Origin of the sequence: Nocardia sp. NBC_00881 (assembly GCF_045207455.1) — a bacterium.
Classification (GTDB): Bacteria; Actinomycetota; Actinomycetes; order Mycobacteriales; family Mycobacteriaceae; genus Nocardia.
In genome coordinates this window covers 6,324,111-6,341,001 of the sequence record NZ_CP108798.1, presented here as the reverse complement: position 1 = coordinate 6,341,001, position 16,891 = coordinate 6,324,111, and the positions used below count along the sequence as shown (strand labels likewise).

The 16,891-nt window shown below is 67.8% G+C and carries 16 protein-coding genes; 7 read left to right on the top strand and 9 right to left on the bottom strand.

Going from position 1 to position 16,891, the window contains the following annotated elements; translation table 11 throughout:
* Nucleotides 1–145: 145 nt before the first annotated feature.
* A complete protein-coding gene (locus OH799_RS27435) occupies nt 146–790 on the top strand; it encodes an MBL fold metallo-hydrolase (protein ID WP_406269763.1) in 645 nt (214 codons plus the stop codon).
* A gap of 3 nt (nt 791–793) precedes the next feature.
* Here the strand turns inward: OH799_RS27435 and OH799_RS27430 are convergent, their stop codons facing one another.
* Nucleotides 794–2,149, bottom strand: coding sequence for a dipeptidase (locus tag OH799_RS27430; protein WP_406269760.1), 1,356 nt, complete (start codon nt 2,147–2,149; stop codon nt 794–796).
* A gap of 519 nt (nt 2,150–2,668) precedes the next feature.
* Here OH799_RS27430 and OH799_RS27425 point away from each other — a divergent pair.
* Nucleotides 2,669–4,066, top strand: a complete 1,398-nt coding sequence (locus tag OH799_RS27425) for a glutamate decarboxylase (RefSeq protein ID WP_406269757.1) — start codon at nt 2,669–2,671, stop codon at nt 4,064–4,066.
* A 96-nt stretch (nt 4,067–4,162) separates the two neighbouring features.
* On the opposite strand, the gene OH799_RS27420 is transcribed toward OH799_RS27425, so the two are convergent.
* Both OH799_RS27420 and OH799_RS27415 read right to left on the bottom strand, forming a co-directional pair.
* Nucleotides 4,163–4,864 carry a DUF2334 domain-containing protein gene (locus tag OH799_RS27420; RefSeq protein ID WP_406269754.1) on the bottom strand — a complete coding sequence of 234 codons (702 nt, stop codon included), beginning with the start codon at nt 4,862–4,864 and terminating at the stop codon, nt 4,163–4,165.
* A gap of 90 nt (nt 4,865–4,954) precedes the next feature.
* The gene (locus OH799_RS27415; protein ID WP_406269751.1) at nt 4,955–5,602 is read right to left on the bottom strand and encodes a nitroreductase family protein; all 648 of its coding nucleotides are present in this window, start codon (nt 5,600–5,602) and stop codon (nt 4,955–4,957) included.
* Nucleotides 5,603–5,747: 145 nt separating this feature from the next.
* On the opposite strand from OH799_RS27415, the gene OH799_RS27410 reads away from it, so the two are divergent.
* Nucleotides 5,748–6,215, top strand: coding sequence for a MarR family winged helix-turn-helix transcriptional regulator (locus tag OH799_RS27410; protein WP_406269748.1), 468 nt, complete (start codon nt 5,748–5,750; stop codon nt 6,213–6,215).
* A gap of 16 nt (nt 6,216–6,231) precedes the next feature.
* On the opposite strand, the gene OH799_RS27405 is transcribed toward OH799_RS27410, so the two are convergent.
* A complete protein-coding gene (locus OH799_RS27405) occupies nt 6,232–8,409 on the bottom strand; it encodes a S9 family peptidase (protein WP_406269745.1) in 2,178 nt (725 codons plus the stop codon).
* Between the two features lie 10 nt (nt 8,410–8,419).
* Nucleotides 8,420–8,791 (bottom strand): MerR family transcriptional regulator, encoded by a 372-nt coding sequence (locus tag OH799_RS27400; protein ID WP_406269742.1) that lies wholly within the window; start codon nt 8,789–8,791, stop codon nt 8,420–8,422.
* A 46-nt stretch (nt 8,792–8,837) separates the two neighbouring features.
* Between OH799_RS27400 and OH799_RS27395 the strand changes: the two genes are divergently transcribed.
* On the top strand, nt 8,838–9,932 hold the full coding sequence (locus tag OH799_RS27395) for an alkene reductase (RefSeq protein ID WP_406269739.1): 1,095 nt from the start codon (nt 8,838–8,840) through the stop codon (nt 9,930–9,932).
* Between the two features lie 193 nt (nt 9,933–10,125).
* Nucleotides 10,126–10,476, top strand: a complete 351-nt coding sequence (locus tag OH799_RS27390; protein ID WP_406269736.1) for an HIT domain-containing protein — start codon at nt 10,126–10,128, stop codon at nt 10,474–10,476.
* Between the two features lie 49 nt (nt 10,477–10,525).
* On the opposite strand, the gene purB is transcribed toward OH799_RS27390, so the two are convergent.
* The 3 genes from purB to OH799_RS27375 form a co-directional block, all read right to left on the bottom strand.
* Nucleotides 10,526–11,947 (bottom strand): adenylosuccinate lyase, encoded by a 1,422-nt coding sequence (purB, locus tag OH799_RS27385; RefSeq protein ID WP_406269733.1) that lies wholly within the window; start codon nt 11,945–11,947, stop codon nt 10,526–10,528.
* Nucleotides 11,948–12,021: 74 nt separating this feature from the next.
* Nucleotides 12,022–12,660, bottom strand: coding sequence for a TetR family transcriptional regulator (locus tag OH799_RS27380; RefSeq protein WP_357262972.1), 639 nt, complete (start codon nt 12,658–12,660; stop codon nt 12,022–12,024).
* Between the two features lie 127 nt (nt 12,661–12,787).
* Nucleotides 12,788–13,957, bottom strand: a complete 1,170-nt coding sequence (locus OH799_RS27375; RefSeq protein WP_406269728.1) for a pyridoxal phosphate-dependent aminotransferase — start codon at nt 13,955–13,957, stop codon at nt 12,788–12,790.
* A gap of 54 nt (nt 13,958–14,011) precedes the next feature.
* Between OH799_RS27375 and OH799_RS27370 the strand changes: the two genes are divergently transcribed.
* Nucleotides 14,012–14,989, top strand: a complete 978-nt coding sequence (locus OH799_RS27370) for a M23 family metallopeptidase (protein WP_406269725.1) — start codon at nt 14,012–14,014, stop codon at nt 14,987–14,989.
* A 27-nt stretch (nt 14,990–15,016) separates the two neighbouring features.
* Here the strand turns inward: OH799_RS27370 and purD are convergent, their stop codons facing one another.
* The gene (gene purD / locus OH799_RS27365; RefSeq protein WP_406269722.1) at nt 15,017–16,288 is read right to left on the bottom strand and encodes a phosphoribosylamine--glycine ligase; all 1,272 of its coding nucleotides are present in this window, start codon (nt 16,286–16,288) and stop codon (nt 15,017–15,019) included.
* Between the two features lie 181 nt (nt 16,289–16,469).
* Here purD and OH799_RS27360 point away from each other — a divergent pair, with 181 nt between their 5' ends.
* The gene (locus OH799_RS27360) at nt 16,470–16,847 is read left to right on the top strand and encodes a PH domain-containing protein (RefSeq protein ID WP_357262960.1); all 378 of its coding nucleotides are present in this window, start codon (nt 16,470–16,472) and stop codon (nt 16,845–16,847) included.
* Nucleotides 16,848–16,891: the final 44 nt, after the last annotated feature.

The following is a 16,891-nucleotide window of genomic DNA, read 5'->3' as shown; positions in this document are numbered from 1 at the left end:
CGAGAACACAGTGCAAGTCTGAGAAACACAGCGCTACTCCGAAGAACACAGCGCGAGTCTCGGGAACACAGCGCGAGTTCTTACGAACACGCCGCGCAGAGGCGCGGCGAGTTCAGCACGGCAAATCTGACAGTAGCATTGCGAAATGCGCATAGCCCACTTCGGTCACTCCTGTCTCCTCGTCGAGCTGCGCGGCAAGAAAATTCTGTTCGACCCGGGCACTTTCTCGCACGGTTTCGAGGGACTCACCGGCCTGGACGCGATCGCGGTCACCCACCAGCATCCCGACCATATCGACCCGAACCGGATCGACGCGCTCGTCGACGCCAACCCCGAAGCCCGGCTGCTGTCCGACCCGCAGACGGCCCAGCAACGCGGCGGGCGGTGGGAGGCCGTGCACGCCGGCAACGTGCTCGCGCTCGGCGATCTCCAGATCACCGGGGGCGGCGGCAGGCATGCCGTCATCCACCCCGAAATCCCGGTGATCGACAACACCGTCTTTCAGCTGGGCACTCCTGACGATCCCGCCCAGCTTGTACACCCGGGCGACTCGCTGTGGGTGCCTCCGGTCCCGGTCGGCGTGCTGGCCGCGCCCGCCGCCGCGCCATGGATGCGGGTCAGCGAGGCCGTCGACTACGTGCGCGCGGTCAATCCGCGCACCGCCTTGCCCATCCACTTCGGCATCATCGTGCCGCAGGCGCGGGGTATCTACTTCGGCCGCCTCGCCGAAATGGCGCCCGCGGGGACCGAATTCCGGGTGCTCGAACCGGAGGACGCCACCGAGTTGTAGCCGCTACCCGGTGTAGGTCGCCAGAAACACCGCCTCGGCGAGCGCCATGCGCTCGATCTCCTTCGGGTCCACGCTTTCGTTGGGCGCGTGGATCAGACACGTCGGTTCCTCGACGCCGAGCAGCATGATCTCCGCGCCCGGATAGGTGTCGGCGAAGACGTTGCACAGCGGAATGGACCCGCCCTGGCCCTGTGTGGTCGCGGGGCGGCCGTAGGACGCGGCCAGCGCCGCCTCCATCGCGGCGCGAGCAGGCCCGTCGGTGCCGGACCGGAACGGCGCGCCGATGCCTTCGAGTTCGACCGTCAGCTTGGCGTGCCACGGCGTGTTCGCCTCCAAGTGCGCGACGAGCGCTTCGTGCGCCCGGCCGGGATCGGTCCCGGGCGGGATGCGCAGGCTCAGGCGTGCGCGTGCGATCGGCGGAATCGCGGTGGAGGATCCGACCACCGGTGGCGCGTCGATGCCGAGCACCGTCAAAGCCGGTCGCGCCCAGAGCATGTCGGCGACAGTGCCGTCGCCGGTCAGCTCGACGCCGCCGAGGACGCCCGCGTCGGCGTGGAACTGCTCGCTCGGATACTGGACGCCCGGCCAGACCTGGTCGTTCGGCAGTCCGGCAACGGTGGTGTTGCCGCGCTCGTCACGCAGCGAGGCGAGCAGATGGATCAGTGCGGCAAGCGCGTCCGGGGCCGGGCCGCCGAACATGCCGGAATGCATCGCCCCCGCGAGGGTTTCGATGGTGACTACAACATTCACGTTGCCGCGCAACGTCTCGGTGAGGGTCGGCACGCCGACCGCGAAGTTGCCGCAGTCGCCGATCAGAATCGCGTCCGCCCGCAACAGGTCCGGATTGGCCTCGACGAAAAGCTCCAGTCCCCCGGTGCCCTGCTCCTCGGAGCCCTCCGCGACCAGGGTCACCCCGAGCGGCAGATCGGCGCCGAGCGCGCGCAACGCCGTGAGATGCATGACTATGTTGCCCTTGCAATCGGCGCTGCCCCGCCCGTACCACCGCCCGTTCTTCTCCGTCAGCTCCCACGGCGGGGTACGCCAGGCCGCTTCGTCCATCGGCGGCTGGACGTCGTAATGGCAGTACAGCAGCACCGTCGGCGCGCCCTCCGGCGCAGGGCGCGCGGCGATGACGGCCTTACTGCCGTCGGGTGTTTCGTGCAGACCGACTTTGGTCAGCCCCGCCGCGGCGAAGGCGTCGGCCACCCACTGCGCCGTTCGCTCGCACTCTTCTTGCGGAAACTGCTTGGGGTCGGCCACCGACCTGAGCGAAACGAGCTGGGCCAGATCTGCTTTCGCTTGCGGCATCAACCCGGCGACCTGCTCACGCAGCGCCGCGGTGCGTTGATCGTCGGTCATGCCCGCGCCTCGATTCTTCGCGTCCTCGAATGTCATTGTCCGGTGGACAGGTGCCGATCCGTTCGTGCGACTACGGGTCTACCCGCCAAACACCCCGGTTGTCACCGCGCGACTACTCGGACGGCTCGCCCGTTGCCTTGATCAGCGTTGACGATAGATCCTCGCAGACGATCCCGCTGTCGCTGCCGAGCGTATCCGCCATCACTCCATGAGAGCGGCGCGCCATCTGCCGCCCAGTGGTCGTCGAGTGCGTCGGTCGCGGTCGACAACAGCGCAAACCGATCGGTCTGTCAGTGGAATAGGGGGCCGAGCGGCTGCCGCTGAACCGGTCCGACCTGCGAATACAAGAACTCAGGCGCGCCGCCCCCGCATTGTGTCAAGCTGGAGCAACTGGGCGCCGGCAACCAGTCGGCATCCTCGATGGTCAATGAATGAACGGCAAGCGCAGCCGGTTTCGACCTACCGATTCCGGCACCCGCACAGGCACACCAAAACGAGCCGAATCGGGAGGCCGTATCCATGCCCGACACCGAAGGACCCGATGACCTGTTCGCCCTGCCCGGGCTCAGCCGGACGGCGCCGAAGGGCGGATTTCCGGCGAGCGAGATGTTTCCCCAGGCCGCTTACGAGATCGTTCATGACGAGCTGATGCTCGACGGCGTCTCCAGGATGAACCTGGCCACCTTCTGCACCACTTGGGTGGACGACCAGGCGCGCAGGCTGATGGCCGAATGCCTGGACAAGAACATCGTCGACAAGGACGAATACCCGCAGACCGCCGAGCTGGAGCGCCGCGGCGTCCGGATGGTAGCCGATCTGTGGCGCGCGCCGGACCCGGCCACGACGCACGGAACCTCCACCACCGGGTCGAGCGAGGCGGCCATGCTCGGCGGGCTCGCGGCCAAATTCCGCTGGCGCAAGCGCGGCGGCTCCGGGACGCCCAACTTCGTCTGTGGGCCGGTTCAGGTCTGCTGGGAGAAGTTCGCACGCTATTTCGACGTCGAGATCCGGCAGATCCCGCTGCGTGCCGACCGGCTGACCATGCATCCGGACGACGTCGCCGCCCACTGCGACGAGAACACCATCATGGTCGTACCCACCTTCGGCCAGACCTTCACCGGCCTATTCGAGGACGTTGCCGGGATCAGCGCGACACTGGACACATTGCAACAGACCAGCGGCCTCGACATCCCGATCCACGTCGACGCCGCCAGCGGCGGCTTCCTCGCACCGTTCGCCGCGCCGGACTTGGTCTGGGACTTCCGGCTGCCCAGGGTCAAGTCGATCAATGCCTCCGGCCACAAGACCGGGCTCGCGCCGCTCGGCTCAGGCTGGGCGATCTGGCGCGATGCGGGCGATTTGCCCGAGGAGCTGATCTTCGACGTCGACTATCTCGGCGGAAGCATGGCCACTTTCAACCTCAATTTCTCCCGGCCCGGCGGACAGGCGATCACGCAGTACTACGACTTCATCCGTTTGGGCCGGACCGGCTACGCCAGGGTGCAGTCCACGATCTACCGCGTGGCGCAGCACCTGGCCGCCGGGCTGCGGGGGCTAGGGGTCTTCGAGATGATCCACGACGGCGATCCCCGGCGCGGCATCACCGCGGTGTCCTGGCGGCTGACCAGCGATTCCGGATTCAACCTCTACGATCTCTCCGACCGCCTGCGCACCAGGGGCTGGCTGATAGCCGCGTATCCGCTACCCCCGGACCGGGGCGACGAGACGATCATGCGCGCGGTGATCCGGCACGGCTTCACCGTCGACATGGCCGACCTGCTGCTAGAGGACCTGATCCGCTGCATGAAACAGCTGGAGCGACGACCATTTTCGAGCCCGCTCACCCGCGCGGAGGCGGGTGGCTTCACACACGACGCGAAGGCCGCCGTACCAGACACGAAGATTTCGCCCCCATGATGGGCGCAGCCGGACGAAGTCCACCGCGGCCCACGCCTGGCCGAGTGAAGGCTCGAGGCAGCCGCACATGCGCCATACACCTGCCGCCGCGACTATTCATGCGGCGCGGGCGGCCGGGAACGGTTCCCAGCGGTAGATGTGGCCGTGCGCACCGTGGAACAGCGCGAGGTCAACGGCGTCGAGCATTGTCTGACGTGGACCGGAACGGTCCAGCTGTGCGGCGGAGACGGCGAGGCGCAGCACGCCGCCGCGACGAGCGGCGCGGGCGGCGCCCATTACCAGGGCTCGACACCACCACGGCTGCGCACGGAAGCCCGCACCGATGCCGTACACCCGGGATTTCTGTGCCACATCGCGCTCCAAGTCGACGATCGAAGTGAGGCCGAGCGCGAGCCGGAAACCGACCTCCGGCAGCGCGTCCAGCGCGCCCGGCGAGGCATCCCAGCGCGGAGCCGCGAACAGGCGGGTGCGCAGATCGACCTGCTCCATCACCCGGTCGGCGGCGGTCAGCCGCAATCGTGCCTCGTGCCTGGGCAGCGCGGCGAACTCGGCGCGTCGCCGCTTGGTGGCCGCCTGGTCGTAGCCGTGCAGCACGATGGCGTCACCGCGCACCCGGCGATCGCGCAACCATGCCTGCGTCGCCAAGTCGTCGACCAGCCGGTATTTGCCCTTCAGCCGCGGCGCGACCAGCAGCGAGAGCGGCACGCCGCGCCGATCCATCTCCTCGGCGAATTCCATCGCCATATCCCGGGTGGTGTCCCTGATCCCGGATACCGACACGATCAGCTCAGCGTTCATGAATCAACGGTGCCAGCCGTACATGTCCTCGGCATGCAGCCCGCGTGACCACGCGACGAACACTCCGACACGCCTCGGTCGAGCGCGCCGCTACCACCGGTCCCAGTGCAGAACCTGCTCGCGCGGGACCCGCACGGCAGGCTTGAAGTCGGTGCCGATCGTGTAGGCCACCGGAATGAATGCGGCGAGCATGATTTTGTCGTATGGAATCCCCAGCGCCGCAGCGAGTTCCCGTTCCGACGGTCCCTGAGCACTGGTCCACACGGTGCCGAGACCGCGCGCGCGTGCGGCAAGCATGAAACTCCACACGGCGGGCAGGATCGAGCCCCACGTCCCGGCCTGGACCGCCACCGACGCACGATCGGTCCGGCCTTCGATGGCCGGGATCACGATGGCGGGGACACGGTGGATGTTCTCGGCGAGGTAACGCAGGCCGCCGAAGATCCGGTCCATCGCACCGGGGTCGACGTGCATCCGGCGCATGTCGGCGCCGGTCAGTGGCTGCCCACCGCCGAGCGCGAGCGACCTGCGGAAGATGTCGGCCACGACCTTGCGGCGTGCGGGCTCGGTGATCACCACGAAGTGCCAGCGCTGCCGGTTGCGGCCGGTCGGCGCCTGGGTGGCCAGATCGATGCACTCCTCGATCAGTTCGCGCGGCACCGGGCGGTCGAAATCGAGACGCTTGCGCACCGCGCGGGTCGTGGACAGCAGTTCGTCCGGGGTGAGATCCAGTGTCATCGTGCGCTCCTAGCCGAAACATCCGGTACCGACCCGCAAACCGTATGACTGGAGATAATCTTGTGTCAAACGATCTGTGAACGAACGAGTAAACTAGCTGCAATGTCCTGAGCAGCGCTGAGACGTCCTGAACAGCGAGGAGATCATGCCGACCACCGAAGACGCCGCCAAGCCGACCTACTTCCCCGCGCTCGCCGCCGACCGGCTCGATATCGCACTGTGCCGAGCGTCGGCAACGGTGGCGCGGGCGGGTGAAACCCATGCCGCAGCACAAGGGCTCGGTGTGGGGCAGCACCTGGTGCTGAAGATGCTGGACGCGGTCGGCGCCTGCGCACAGCAGACCTTGAGCGAGGAACTGCGCATCGACCGCAGCGTGATGGTGACCCTCTGCGACGACCTCGAGCGGTCGGGTTACATCCGGCGCGAGCGCAATCCCCGCGACCGCCGGTCCTACGCCGTCACTCTCACCGACATCGGACGGAAACGGCTCCGTAGCGCGGAGTCGGCGGTGCCCGCCTTTCTCGACGACACCTTCGCCGCGCTGTCGCCGGGCGAGCGGCGTCAACTCACCGCTCTGCTCGGCAAACTCCTGTTCCCGCCGGCCACCGAATAACGGGACAAAGCGTGGCCTACGCGCCGGCGAGACCGACGGTGTCGAGCACCCAGGCGTACTCGAACGCCACTTCCTTCCACTTCTCGTAGCGCCCGCTGACGCCGCCGTGCCCTGCGCTCATCTCGGTCTTGAGCAGCAGCGGCGCGTCGCCGGTCTTGGTGGCGCGCAGCTTGGCGACCCACTTCGCGGGCTCGACGTAGAGCACACGGGTGTCGTTCAGGCTGGTGATTGCCAGGATCGCCGGGTAGTCCTTGGGCTCGACGTTCTCGTATGGCGAGTAGGACTTCATGTACTCGTAGACATCCTTGTCCGCCAGCGGATTTCCCCACTCGTCCCATTCGATGACGGTCAGCGGGAGCGACGGATCGAGGATAGAGGTGAGCGGATCGACGAATGGGACATTGGTCAGGATGCCCGCGAACAGCTCGGGTGCCAGGTTCGCCACCGCGCCGACGAGCAGGCCGCCCGCACTACCTCCGTCGGCGATCACCCGGTCCGCTGCGGTGACGCCGGTGTCGACGAGATGCCGTGCGCAGGACACGAAGTCGGTGAAGGTGTTCTTCTTGGTGAGCGTCTTGCCGTTCTCGTACCAGAGCCTGCCCATCTCGCCGCCGCCGCGCACATGCGCGACCGCGAAAACCATGCCGCGGTCCAGCAGTGACAGGCGCGAGACCGAGAACGAGGGGTCGATGCTCGCCTCGTAGGAGCCGTAGCCGTAGAGCAGCAACGGCTTCGGCGCATCGGCCGCCGCGTCCCTCTTCCGCACCAGCGAGATGGGAATCCGGGTGCCGTCCTCGGCGATCGCCCAATCCCGGTGCTGTTCGTAGTCGTTCGCGTCGAAGCCGCCGAGCACCGGCTGCTCTTTGCGCAGCAGCAGGTCGCCGGTCGCGGGGACATAGTCGAACACCTGCATCGGTGTGATGAACGAGGTCAGGCCGATGCGCAGGGTCGGCTGAGCCCACTCCGGGTTGGAGCCCGTGCCGACCGCGAAGAGTTCCAGGTCGAAGGCGAGTTCGCGGCGCTCGCCGTAGCCGGATTCGGTCAGTGGCCACACCGCGATCCGGGTCAGCGCCTCGCGCCGGTAACTGAGCACCAGGTGGTCGCGGAACGGGTCGACGTCCTCGAGCCGCACGTCGTCGCGGTGTCCGAGCAGCAGGGTCATGTTCGACGGGTCGTCGACCGGCGCGTCGGCGAGGACGAAGTTCTCCGCCTTCACCCCGTCCACGACGTCGTTGTGCAGGATGAGGAACCGGTCCTCACCGCCGATCACAGCGTGCTCCGCGGAATACTCGACGCCCTCGCGGCGCGGCAGCAGCACACGGAATTCGCCCTCGGGATCATCGGATTCGAGTACCCAGCCCTCGCTGGTGATCTTCGAGTTGACCGAGATCATCAGGTATTTCTCCGAGCGGGTCGCGCCGATGCTCACCCAATACCGCTCGTCGGGCTCGTGGAACACCTTGACATCGGGCGCCGTGCTGCCGAGCCGGTGCCGCCACACGGTGTCGGGTCGCCACGACTCGTCGACCGTCTGGTAGAAGACGTGCGTGCCGTCCAGCGACCAGGTAGCACCCGGCGCGGTACCGGCGATCTCGTCGCCGAGCAACTCGCCGGTGCGCAGGTCCTTGAACCGCAGCACGTAGCGCTCGTCGCCGACATTGTCCACCGAATAGGCGAGCCGATTGCCGTCATGGCTGATCGAATACGCGCCGAGCGAGAAGAAGTCGTGCCCCTCGGCCAGCACGTTGCTGTCGAGCAGCACCTCTTCCCCGGGAACCTCGGTTCCCGCTTCCAGCTGCGGTGGCGTCCACGCGTCGATGCCCTCGGCGTCGGCGGCGATCGGGCACCGGCAGTGCACGCCGTACTGCTTGCCTTCGAAGCTGCGCGAGTAGTACCAGTACTCGCCCATGCGGGACGGTACGGACAGGTCGGTCTCCTGAGTGCGCGCCTTGATCTCGTCGAAGATCGCGTCGCGCAGCGTGTCCAGGTGCGCGGTCTGCGCCTCGGTGTAGGCGTTCTCCGCCTCCAGGTGGGCAATGACGTCGGGATTCTCCTTGTCCCGCAGCCACTCGTACTCGTCGACGAACAGGTCGCCGTGGTGCACCCGCTCGGTAGGGACCGTCTTGGCGATCGGCGCCGCTACGACGGGAGTGCCGTTGCCCGGTTCGAAGATCGTGCCGCTGTCGAGAGCCATGACGTCCACCCTACTGTTCGGGCGCCTCGCCGCCCGCAGCCTGGATGATGCCGTCCAACATGTCGCTTGTCCGGCGCAGATCGTGCATGGCCCGGTCGATCCGCACACGCTCCTCGGTGAGCTTCTCCACCAGGAACGGCGTCGCCAGCGCGTTGGGAGTGCCATCAAGGTCGTGGATGCACGGCAGCAGCTCGCCGATGGTCTCGCTGTGCAGACCCGCGGCGAACATTTCTTGGATGCGCCGGACCCGGTCGACCGCCGCCTCCGGGTACTCCCGCTGCCCGCCGGAGGTTCGCTCGGAGGCCAGCAGACCTTTGGTCTCGTAGTACCGCAGCGACCGGACGCTCACGCCGGTCCGCTCGGCCAGTTCACCGATACGCACGTTCGCTCCTTGACCTGACATTGATGTCAGGTTTTACCGTACAGCCATGCTGCTGACCGAATATCGCAACCGTTCGCTCCACCTCCCCAACCGGATCATGATGTCGCCGATGACGCGGCTGCGCTCCCTCCCCGACGGCTCGCCGACCACCGACGTCGCCGACTACTACGCCCAGCGAGCGACGGCCGGGCTGATCGTCACCGAGGGCATCTGGCCGCATTCGACCGGGCAGAGCGAGGCGTGGGTGCCCGGGTTGCAGACGCCCGCGCACGTCGAGGCGTGGCGGCACGTCACCGAGGCCGTGCACGCACGCGGCGGCCGGATCTTCGCGCAGCTCATGCACGGCGGACGCAAGGGCCATCCGCTCGCGCGGATCGACGGATCCTGGCCCGCCGGACCGTCGGCCGTGCTGGACGACGACCGCGTGCATCTGATCGACGGAGGAAAGGCAGACCCGATCACGCCGGGCGCCCTCGATCGCACCGACATCGCCGCGGTGGTGGACCAGCACGCCACAGCCGCGCGCAACGCCATCGCGGCAGGCTTCGACGGTGTCGAAATCCACGGGGCAAACAGCTATCTCGTGCACCAGTTCCTCGCCGACAACACCAACCTGCGCGACGACGAGTACGGTGGCTCGATCGAGAACCGCATGCGATTGCCGCTGGCCGTCGTCGACGCGGTGACCGGCGCCATCGGCTCCCGGCGGACCGCCATCCGCCTCTCCCCCGGCAACCCCCAGTTCGCCATGGTCGAGGTCGATCCGGCACCGCTCTACCAGGCCCTCGTCGTCGAACTCGACCGCCGCGACCTCGCCTACCTGCATCTCACCGACAACGACCGCTACCACGCACTCGGCGACCTGCGGCCGCGGTGGCACGGCACACTCGTGGCCAACATCGGCGAGAACCGTGCACCGACGACGGCGGCCGGCGCGGAAACCGTGCTGCGCGCCGGGCTCGCCGATCTGGTCTCCTTCGGCAGGTCGTTCATCGCCAACCCCGACCTCGTCCATCGCATCCGGCACGATCTCCCGCTGGCCCCGATTTGCGAGGAGATGCTCTATGGATGTACAGCCGAAGGCTACAGCGACTACCCGAACTGGACAGCAGGCGCAGTCGCGCATCAGCACGCGGAATAGTCGACCGCTGCGCTCGTCGCCGTCCGCGACCAGCCTCGGCGCCTACGAGTGGCACACCGTGGGAGACCTACTCGGCCGATGCCGCAATCGTGTGCCGCTCGTGGGCTGCAGGCCATGAGCGCCAGGCCGAGGGATCGCAGGTAGCGGCCATGGCGTTCGACAGTGAGAGCCGCGACGTGTAGGCAGAGTGGCTGTGGATACGACGTTTCTCAGGATTGTCCGAGGTGAGGCCCCGGCCGACATCGCGTACCAGGACGAGTTGGTTACCGCTTTTCGGGACATTCGTCCGCAGGCCCCTACACACGTGTTGATAGTTCCGAACGAGCTGATTCCAACACTGAATGATGTCAAGCCGGAACATGAACCAGCGCTCGGACGAATGCTGGCAGTAGCAGCGAAGATCGCCGCCCAGGAAGGCATTTCGGAAAAAGGGTATCGAGTGATCTCGAACTGTAACCGCCACGGCGGCCAGGAGGTCTATCACCTGCATCTGCACCTCGTCGGCGGACACGCCTTGGGCCCGATGCTCGAAAACCGTTGGTGACCGGGTCTGCCGACTACGACAACGATTCGCGGCGAAAATCCTCACCGCGCTACAGGATTGGAGATGGCATGTAGCGAGCCGCGTCAGGGAAGCGGTCGACCAGTTTCTGGACCTGGCCCACGACGTCGGCGACCTGGGCGTCGGCGGAGCCGACGAAGGCGGACTTGTCGGACAGCGCGGCAGCGAGGGCGGCGCGGTCGAGCGGGAGGCGGCTGTCGTCGGCCAAGCGGTCCAACAGGTCGGGTTCGCGGCCCTGCTCCCGCATGGCGAGGGCGACAGCGACGGAGTGCTCCTTGATGACCTCGTGCGCGGTTTCGCGGCCGACGCCGGTGCGAACCGCCGCCATGAGGATACGAGTGGTGGCGAGGAAGGGCAGGTAGCGATCCAGCTCGCGGGAAATGACGGCCGGGTAGGCGCCGAACTCTGCGAGGACGGTGAGGAACGTTTCCATCATCCCGTCGATGGCGAAGAAGGCGTCCGGCAACGCGACGCGGCGCACCACCGAGCAGAACACGTCGCCCTCATTCCACTGCGCGCCCGCCAGCTCGGCCGCCATCGAGGCGTAGCCACGCAGCACCACCTGCAGGCCGTTGACCCGCTCACAGGAGCGGGTGTTCATCTTGTGCGGCATCGCCGAGCTGCCCACCTGCCCCGGCTGGAAGCCCTCGGTGACCAGCTCATGGCCGGCCATGAGCCGGATGGTGTGCGCGAACGACGAGGGACCGGCGCCGACCTGCACCAGCGCCGAAAGCACATCGTGGTCGAGCGAACGCGGGTACACCTGGCCGACGCTGGTGAGCACGGTGGCGAACCCCAGATGCCGGGCCACCTGCTGCTCCATCCGCGCCAGCTTGGCCGGGTCGCCGCCGAGTAGGTCGAGCATGTCCTGCGCGGTACCCATCGGGCCCTTGATCCCGCGCAGCGGGTAGCGGTCGATCAGCTCACGCAGCCGGGTCAGCGCGATCAGCAGCTCGTCGGCGGCGGAGGCGAACCGCTTGCCGAGGGTGGTGGCCTGCGCGGCGACGTTGTGCGAGCGGCCCGCCATCACCAGCGTCTGATACTCGGCGGCGCGTTCGGCCAACCGCGCGGCGATCGCGACACCGTGCGCATGCACATGCTCGAGCGAAAGCCGGATCTGCAACTGCTCCACGTTCTCGGTGAGATCGCGGCTGGTCATGCCCTTGTGCACGTGCTCATGCCCGGCCAGAGCATTGAACTCCTCGATGCGGGCCTTCACATCATGCCGAGTGACCCGCTCGCGTTCGGCGATCGAAGCGATGTCGACCTGGTCCAGCACCCGCTCGTAGTCCGCGACAACACCCGTGGGCACCTCGATGCCCAGTTCCGACTGCGCCCGCAACACCTCCAGCCACAACCGTCGCTCGAGCACGATCTTGTATTCGGGCGACCACAGGTGCACCAACTCGGGGCTGGCGTAACGGGTGGCAAGAACGTTGGGGACGAGGCTCACGACTCCACCTCGGTAACGCTCGGCTCCGTCGTGCCCTGGGGCACTGTGTCGATGGTTCGCTCGCTCACGACCGGTCAGTCTAGTGCCCGGAAACGATCCACTTGCTGGGGCGTCGCCGGTGCGACGATGTCGATCACCTCGAGGAGCGCGCCGCGGGCCATCCTTCGCGGTTCGGGCTCCATTTCGGTGAGCGCCGCGACGACGGCTCCGTCCACCACCGCGACCAGCCTGCGTAGTTGCTCCGGCCGCACCATCCGGTCGGACCGGCGCAGCACGTCGGCCAGCAGTTCGTCCAGCTGTGCGCGCAGTCGGAGCTGCACCTCCCGGAGCTCCGGGTGGCGCGCCGAGGCCACCGAGCGCTCGTAGCGGGCGATCAGCTGGCCGCGCGCGAGCTCGTCGGGTCCGTCGGTGCCCACCAGCAGGTCGAGCACCAGATCGACGGTGGCCTCGGCGCCGCGGCGACGGTGGCTCACCTCGCCGACTCTGCGGCGCATCGCGTCCAGCTCCGCGTTACCGCTGAACTCGACCGCCCGGGCGATCAAATCGTCCAAGGACTCGAAGTAGTAGGTGGTGGACGCCAGGGGCAGGTCAGCGCGCGTCGCGACCGAACGATGCCGCACCGCGTCGAATCCGCCTTCGAGCAGCAACTCGGCGGCAGCGGATACCAAAGCCTGGCGACGCCGTTCGCCTTTCGGGGTCGTCGCGGTGATCACCGTGCCATCGTGCCAGTCATCATCAGTTCTTCCAGAGGAAATCAGCGAGGAAAGCAATCAACGTTGTTTTACCGCATCGGCGCGGCCACGGTGCCGAACTGTGGAAAGTTGTTGCTCGACAGGCGGATCACGCACCGAGATAGTGCCCAAGACGCAGCAGCGCCGCTTCGATGTCCGCCGTGGCCCCCGCGAACGAGAAGCGCACCGTGCGGTGCCCGTTCACGGTGTCGAAGTCGACGCCGGGCGCGAGCGCGACACCGGTGTGGTCGAGCACGTCCGTGCACCACGCGCGGGAGTCGTCGGTGAGATGGCCGATGTCGGCGTAGGCGTAGAAGGCGCCATCGGCGGGAGCCAGCTCGGTGATGCCGAGCTTCGGCAGCCCGTCCAGCAGCAACCGCCGGTTCACCGCGTAACGCCGGACGTGCCCGTCGAGCTCCGCCTTGGCCTCCGCGCCGAACGCGTGCAGCGCCGCGTACTGCGAGATGGCGGGCGGGCAGACGGTCAGATTCGACGCCAGACGCTGCAACGCGGGGCGCAGTCCACCCGGCACCAGCATCCAGCCCAGTCGCCAGCCGGTCATCGAGAAGTACTTGGAGACAGAGCCGATCACCACCGATTCCCGCGAGATCTCCCACGCCGAGGAGGTCTTACTGTCCGCGCCCGCGCTGTCGTACGTGATGCCGTGATAGATCTCGTCGGAGATCAGCAAGGTGCCGTGTTCCTCGCACCAGCGGGCCAGCGCGGCCAACTCGGCGGGGGCGATCATCGTGCCGGTCGGGTTGGCGGGGCTGGCCACGACCAGGCCCGCTGGTCGTTCCGGCAGGGCTTCGAGCATGGCGACGGTTGGTTGGAATCTGGTGTGGGCGCCGCAGTCCAACTCGAGCACGCGGCAACCGAGCGCGGTGAGGGTGTTGCGGTAGGCCGGATAGCCGGGGCGGGCAACCACGACGGTGTCGCCGGGGTCGAACGCCGCAAGGAAGATCAGGGAGAACGCGCCTGACGAGCCGGTCGTCATCACCACGTCGTCCGGATCGACCGGATAGCCGTAAGTCTCGCGATGGTGCTCGGCGATCGCCTCGCGGATCGGCAGGATGCCGAAAGTCTCGGTATAGCCGAGCAATTCGGATCGGATCGCGAGTTGGGTCGCCCGCAGCACCGGCGCGGGCGCGGGCGTCGACGGCTGGCCCGCGGCGAGTACGAGCACGTCGCCGTGGGTTCTGGCCCGTTCCGCGGCGGCTTTCCAGACATCCATCACGTAGAAAGGGGGAATGGTCGACCGGCGAGATTCTCTGGACACTCGACAGACGGTAGAGCACACGGTCGGCGTGCGGTCCGGGTTATGGTCGCCGTAATGCTCGAGAAAGCGCGACGAGACGGGCTCGACCGAGTGCGCGGAGTGGGAGGCATCGGGGTCATTCCGCGTGATTGGCGTGCGCCGGCGCGAAAGGGGTCCGAGCAGAGACTGCGCACACTGTTCGGAGCCGGGAGCTCCCTGTGGGCACTGCGATCCCAACGGCGGACATTATGGGAACGCAAGCCGGACCCGCGCGAGATGTGGCAGCGACGGCCCAGCGGGGAGGAACTGCTCACGCTGGCGCGCAAGCACAAGGTACTGCTGGCCGGGCTGGCCGTGGCCGCGGTGTTCGCCGCGAGCGACACGTCTTTCGCGGGGACGGTCACGGATCGCACCCCGGCACCAGACCGGGCCCAGCGCGTCGCCGTCGCCTATCCGCCGCAGATGCAAAACAGTCCGCCGTCGGCGCGCCGGTTGCTGAACGCGATCGCAAACGGTGAGCGGCTGCGCGAGCAGGCGGTGGTCGCGGCCGCCGCGCGAGCGACTCTCGAACGCGCGAAAGGCGAGGCGGCCGCCGCGGTCGCCGGTGAGCGCCAGCCGTGGATGACCGGAAGCGCACCGGTGCAGCCCGGAACGCTGCCGGGTATCTCCGGCTTCGTTCTGCCCGCCCGCGGCACGTTCACCTCCGGCTTCGGTTCCCGGTGGGGCACGTTTCACCACGGAATCGACATCGCGGGCCCACTCGGCACCCCGATCTACGCGGTCGCCAACGGCACGGTCATCGACGCGGGCCCGGCCCAGGGCTTCGGCCTCTGGGTGCGGATCCGGCACGACGACGGCAGCATCACCGTGTACGGGCACATGTACGACTTCTTCGTCTCGGTCGGTGAGCGGGTGCCCGCGGGCATGCAGATCGCCCGCATGGGTAACCGCGGTGACTCGACCGGCCCGCACCTCCATTTCGAGGTGATCGTCGGCGGGCAGCACGTGGACCCGCAGGCCTGGCTGGCGCTGCGCGGTCTGACCTTCGGCTGAGCCCGCGACGCCGGCGTCGCGTCGATCTCAGACGGTGATGCGGTCCTCGACGGCGGCCAGGCCGATATCGGTGCGGTAGTGGCTGCCGGGCAGCTTGATCGCGGCGATGCGGTCGTAGGCGTGCGTGCGAGCTTCGGCGAGATCGGCACCGACGCCGACGATGTTGAGCACCCGGCCGCCCGCGGAGACCAGCGCGCCGTCCTCGCGCAGCGCGGTTCCCGCGTGCAGGACGGTGGCGGCCTCGTCGAGCGCGCCTTCCGCCGCGCCGGCGATAGCGTCGCCGAGGCGGGGGCGGCCGGGGTAGTTCTCCGCGGCGATCACCACGGTGATCGCGGCACCGTCACGCCAACGCGGCGGGGCCGCCTGCGCGAGCGTGCCGGTGGCTGTGGCGTTCAGCAGTTCACCGAGCGGACTGTCCAGCAGCGCGAGCACCGCCTGGGTCTCGGGATCGCCGAAGCGGCAATTGAATTCGACGACGGCGGGACCGGCCGCGCCGATCGCGAGGCCGGCGTAGAGCAGGCCGGAGAACCCACTGTCGCGCCGAACCAGCTCGGCTGCCACGGGTTTCACAACATCATCGACGATCGCGGTGATCGTCGTCTCCGGCAGCCAGGGCAGCGGCGTGTAAGCGCCCATGCCGCCGGTGTTCGGGCCGGTATCGCCGTCACCCACGCGTTTGTGGTCCTGTGCGGGCAGCAACGGAACCACCGTCTCGCCGTCGACCAGGCAGAACAGCGATACTTCGGGCCCGTCCAGGAACGATTCCAGCAGCACCGGATGGCCCTGCTCGAGCAATTCGGCGCCGTGATCACGCGCTGCGGAGCGGTCCGCGGTCACCACGACGCCCTTGCCTGCCGCCAGTCCGTCGTCCTTCACCACCCAGGTCGGGCCGAAGCGGTCGAGTGCGTCATCGAGCTCGGCCGGATTGTCCACGACCTCGCTCTGCGCGGTGCGCACGCCCGCCGCGGCCATCACATCCTTGGCGAACGCCTTCGAACCCTCGATCCTGGCGGCCGCCGCCGACGGACCGAAACATGCGATGCCCGCTGCACGCACCGCGTCGGCGACGCCGAGCACCAGTGGTACCTCGGGTCCGATCACGACCAGGTCGGCCGCCAGTTCCGCGGCCAGCCCGACCACCGCCTCCGCGGAGCTCGGGTCGACCGCGCGGGTCTGCGCGTGCTGGGCGATACCCGCGTTGCCCGGCGCGGCGAAGAGCGCACTCACCGCGGGGTCCCTGCGCAGGGCAAGAACGAGGGCATGTTCACGGGCTCCGGAACCGATGACGAGTACACGCACGGCAGACAGCCTAAAGGCTGTCCGTCACCGACCGGGCGAGTAGTACCATCCGTTCACCCGTTCGGCTGCTCCAGCAGCCCGAGCTCGGTGCCGCCACAAAGCCGATCACACGCACGACCGCCGGCCCGTAATGTTTATTTCGAGCCACACTCGACCGGCAAATACGCGGAGAGGCGGAACAGTGGGTCTGATCGACGGACTGATGGGCAATGCCGGACGGATCGATCCGGGCCAGGCGCAAGAGGAGTACGCCAAACTCCTCGGCAACGGTGAACAGGTCTACGCCGCATACCTGCTGGTTCGCGACGCCATACTGTTCACGAACCGCCGCCTGATCCTGATCGACAAACAGGGCGTCACCGGTCGCAAGGTGAGCTACCACAGCGTCCCCTATCGTGCGATCACCCATTTTTCGGTGGAGACCGCGGGCACCTTCGATCTGGACGCCGAACTGGCCATCTGGATCGCGGGCACCGCCGAGCCCCTGCTGAAGAGGTTCAACCGGCAGGTGGACATCTACGAGGTGCAGGGCATCTTGTCGCACTTCGTGGCGGTCTGACACCTGCCGGTTCGGCGTCAGGGCAGACGGACCGGTCTAGTCTG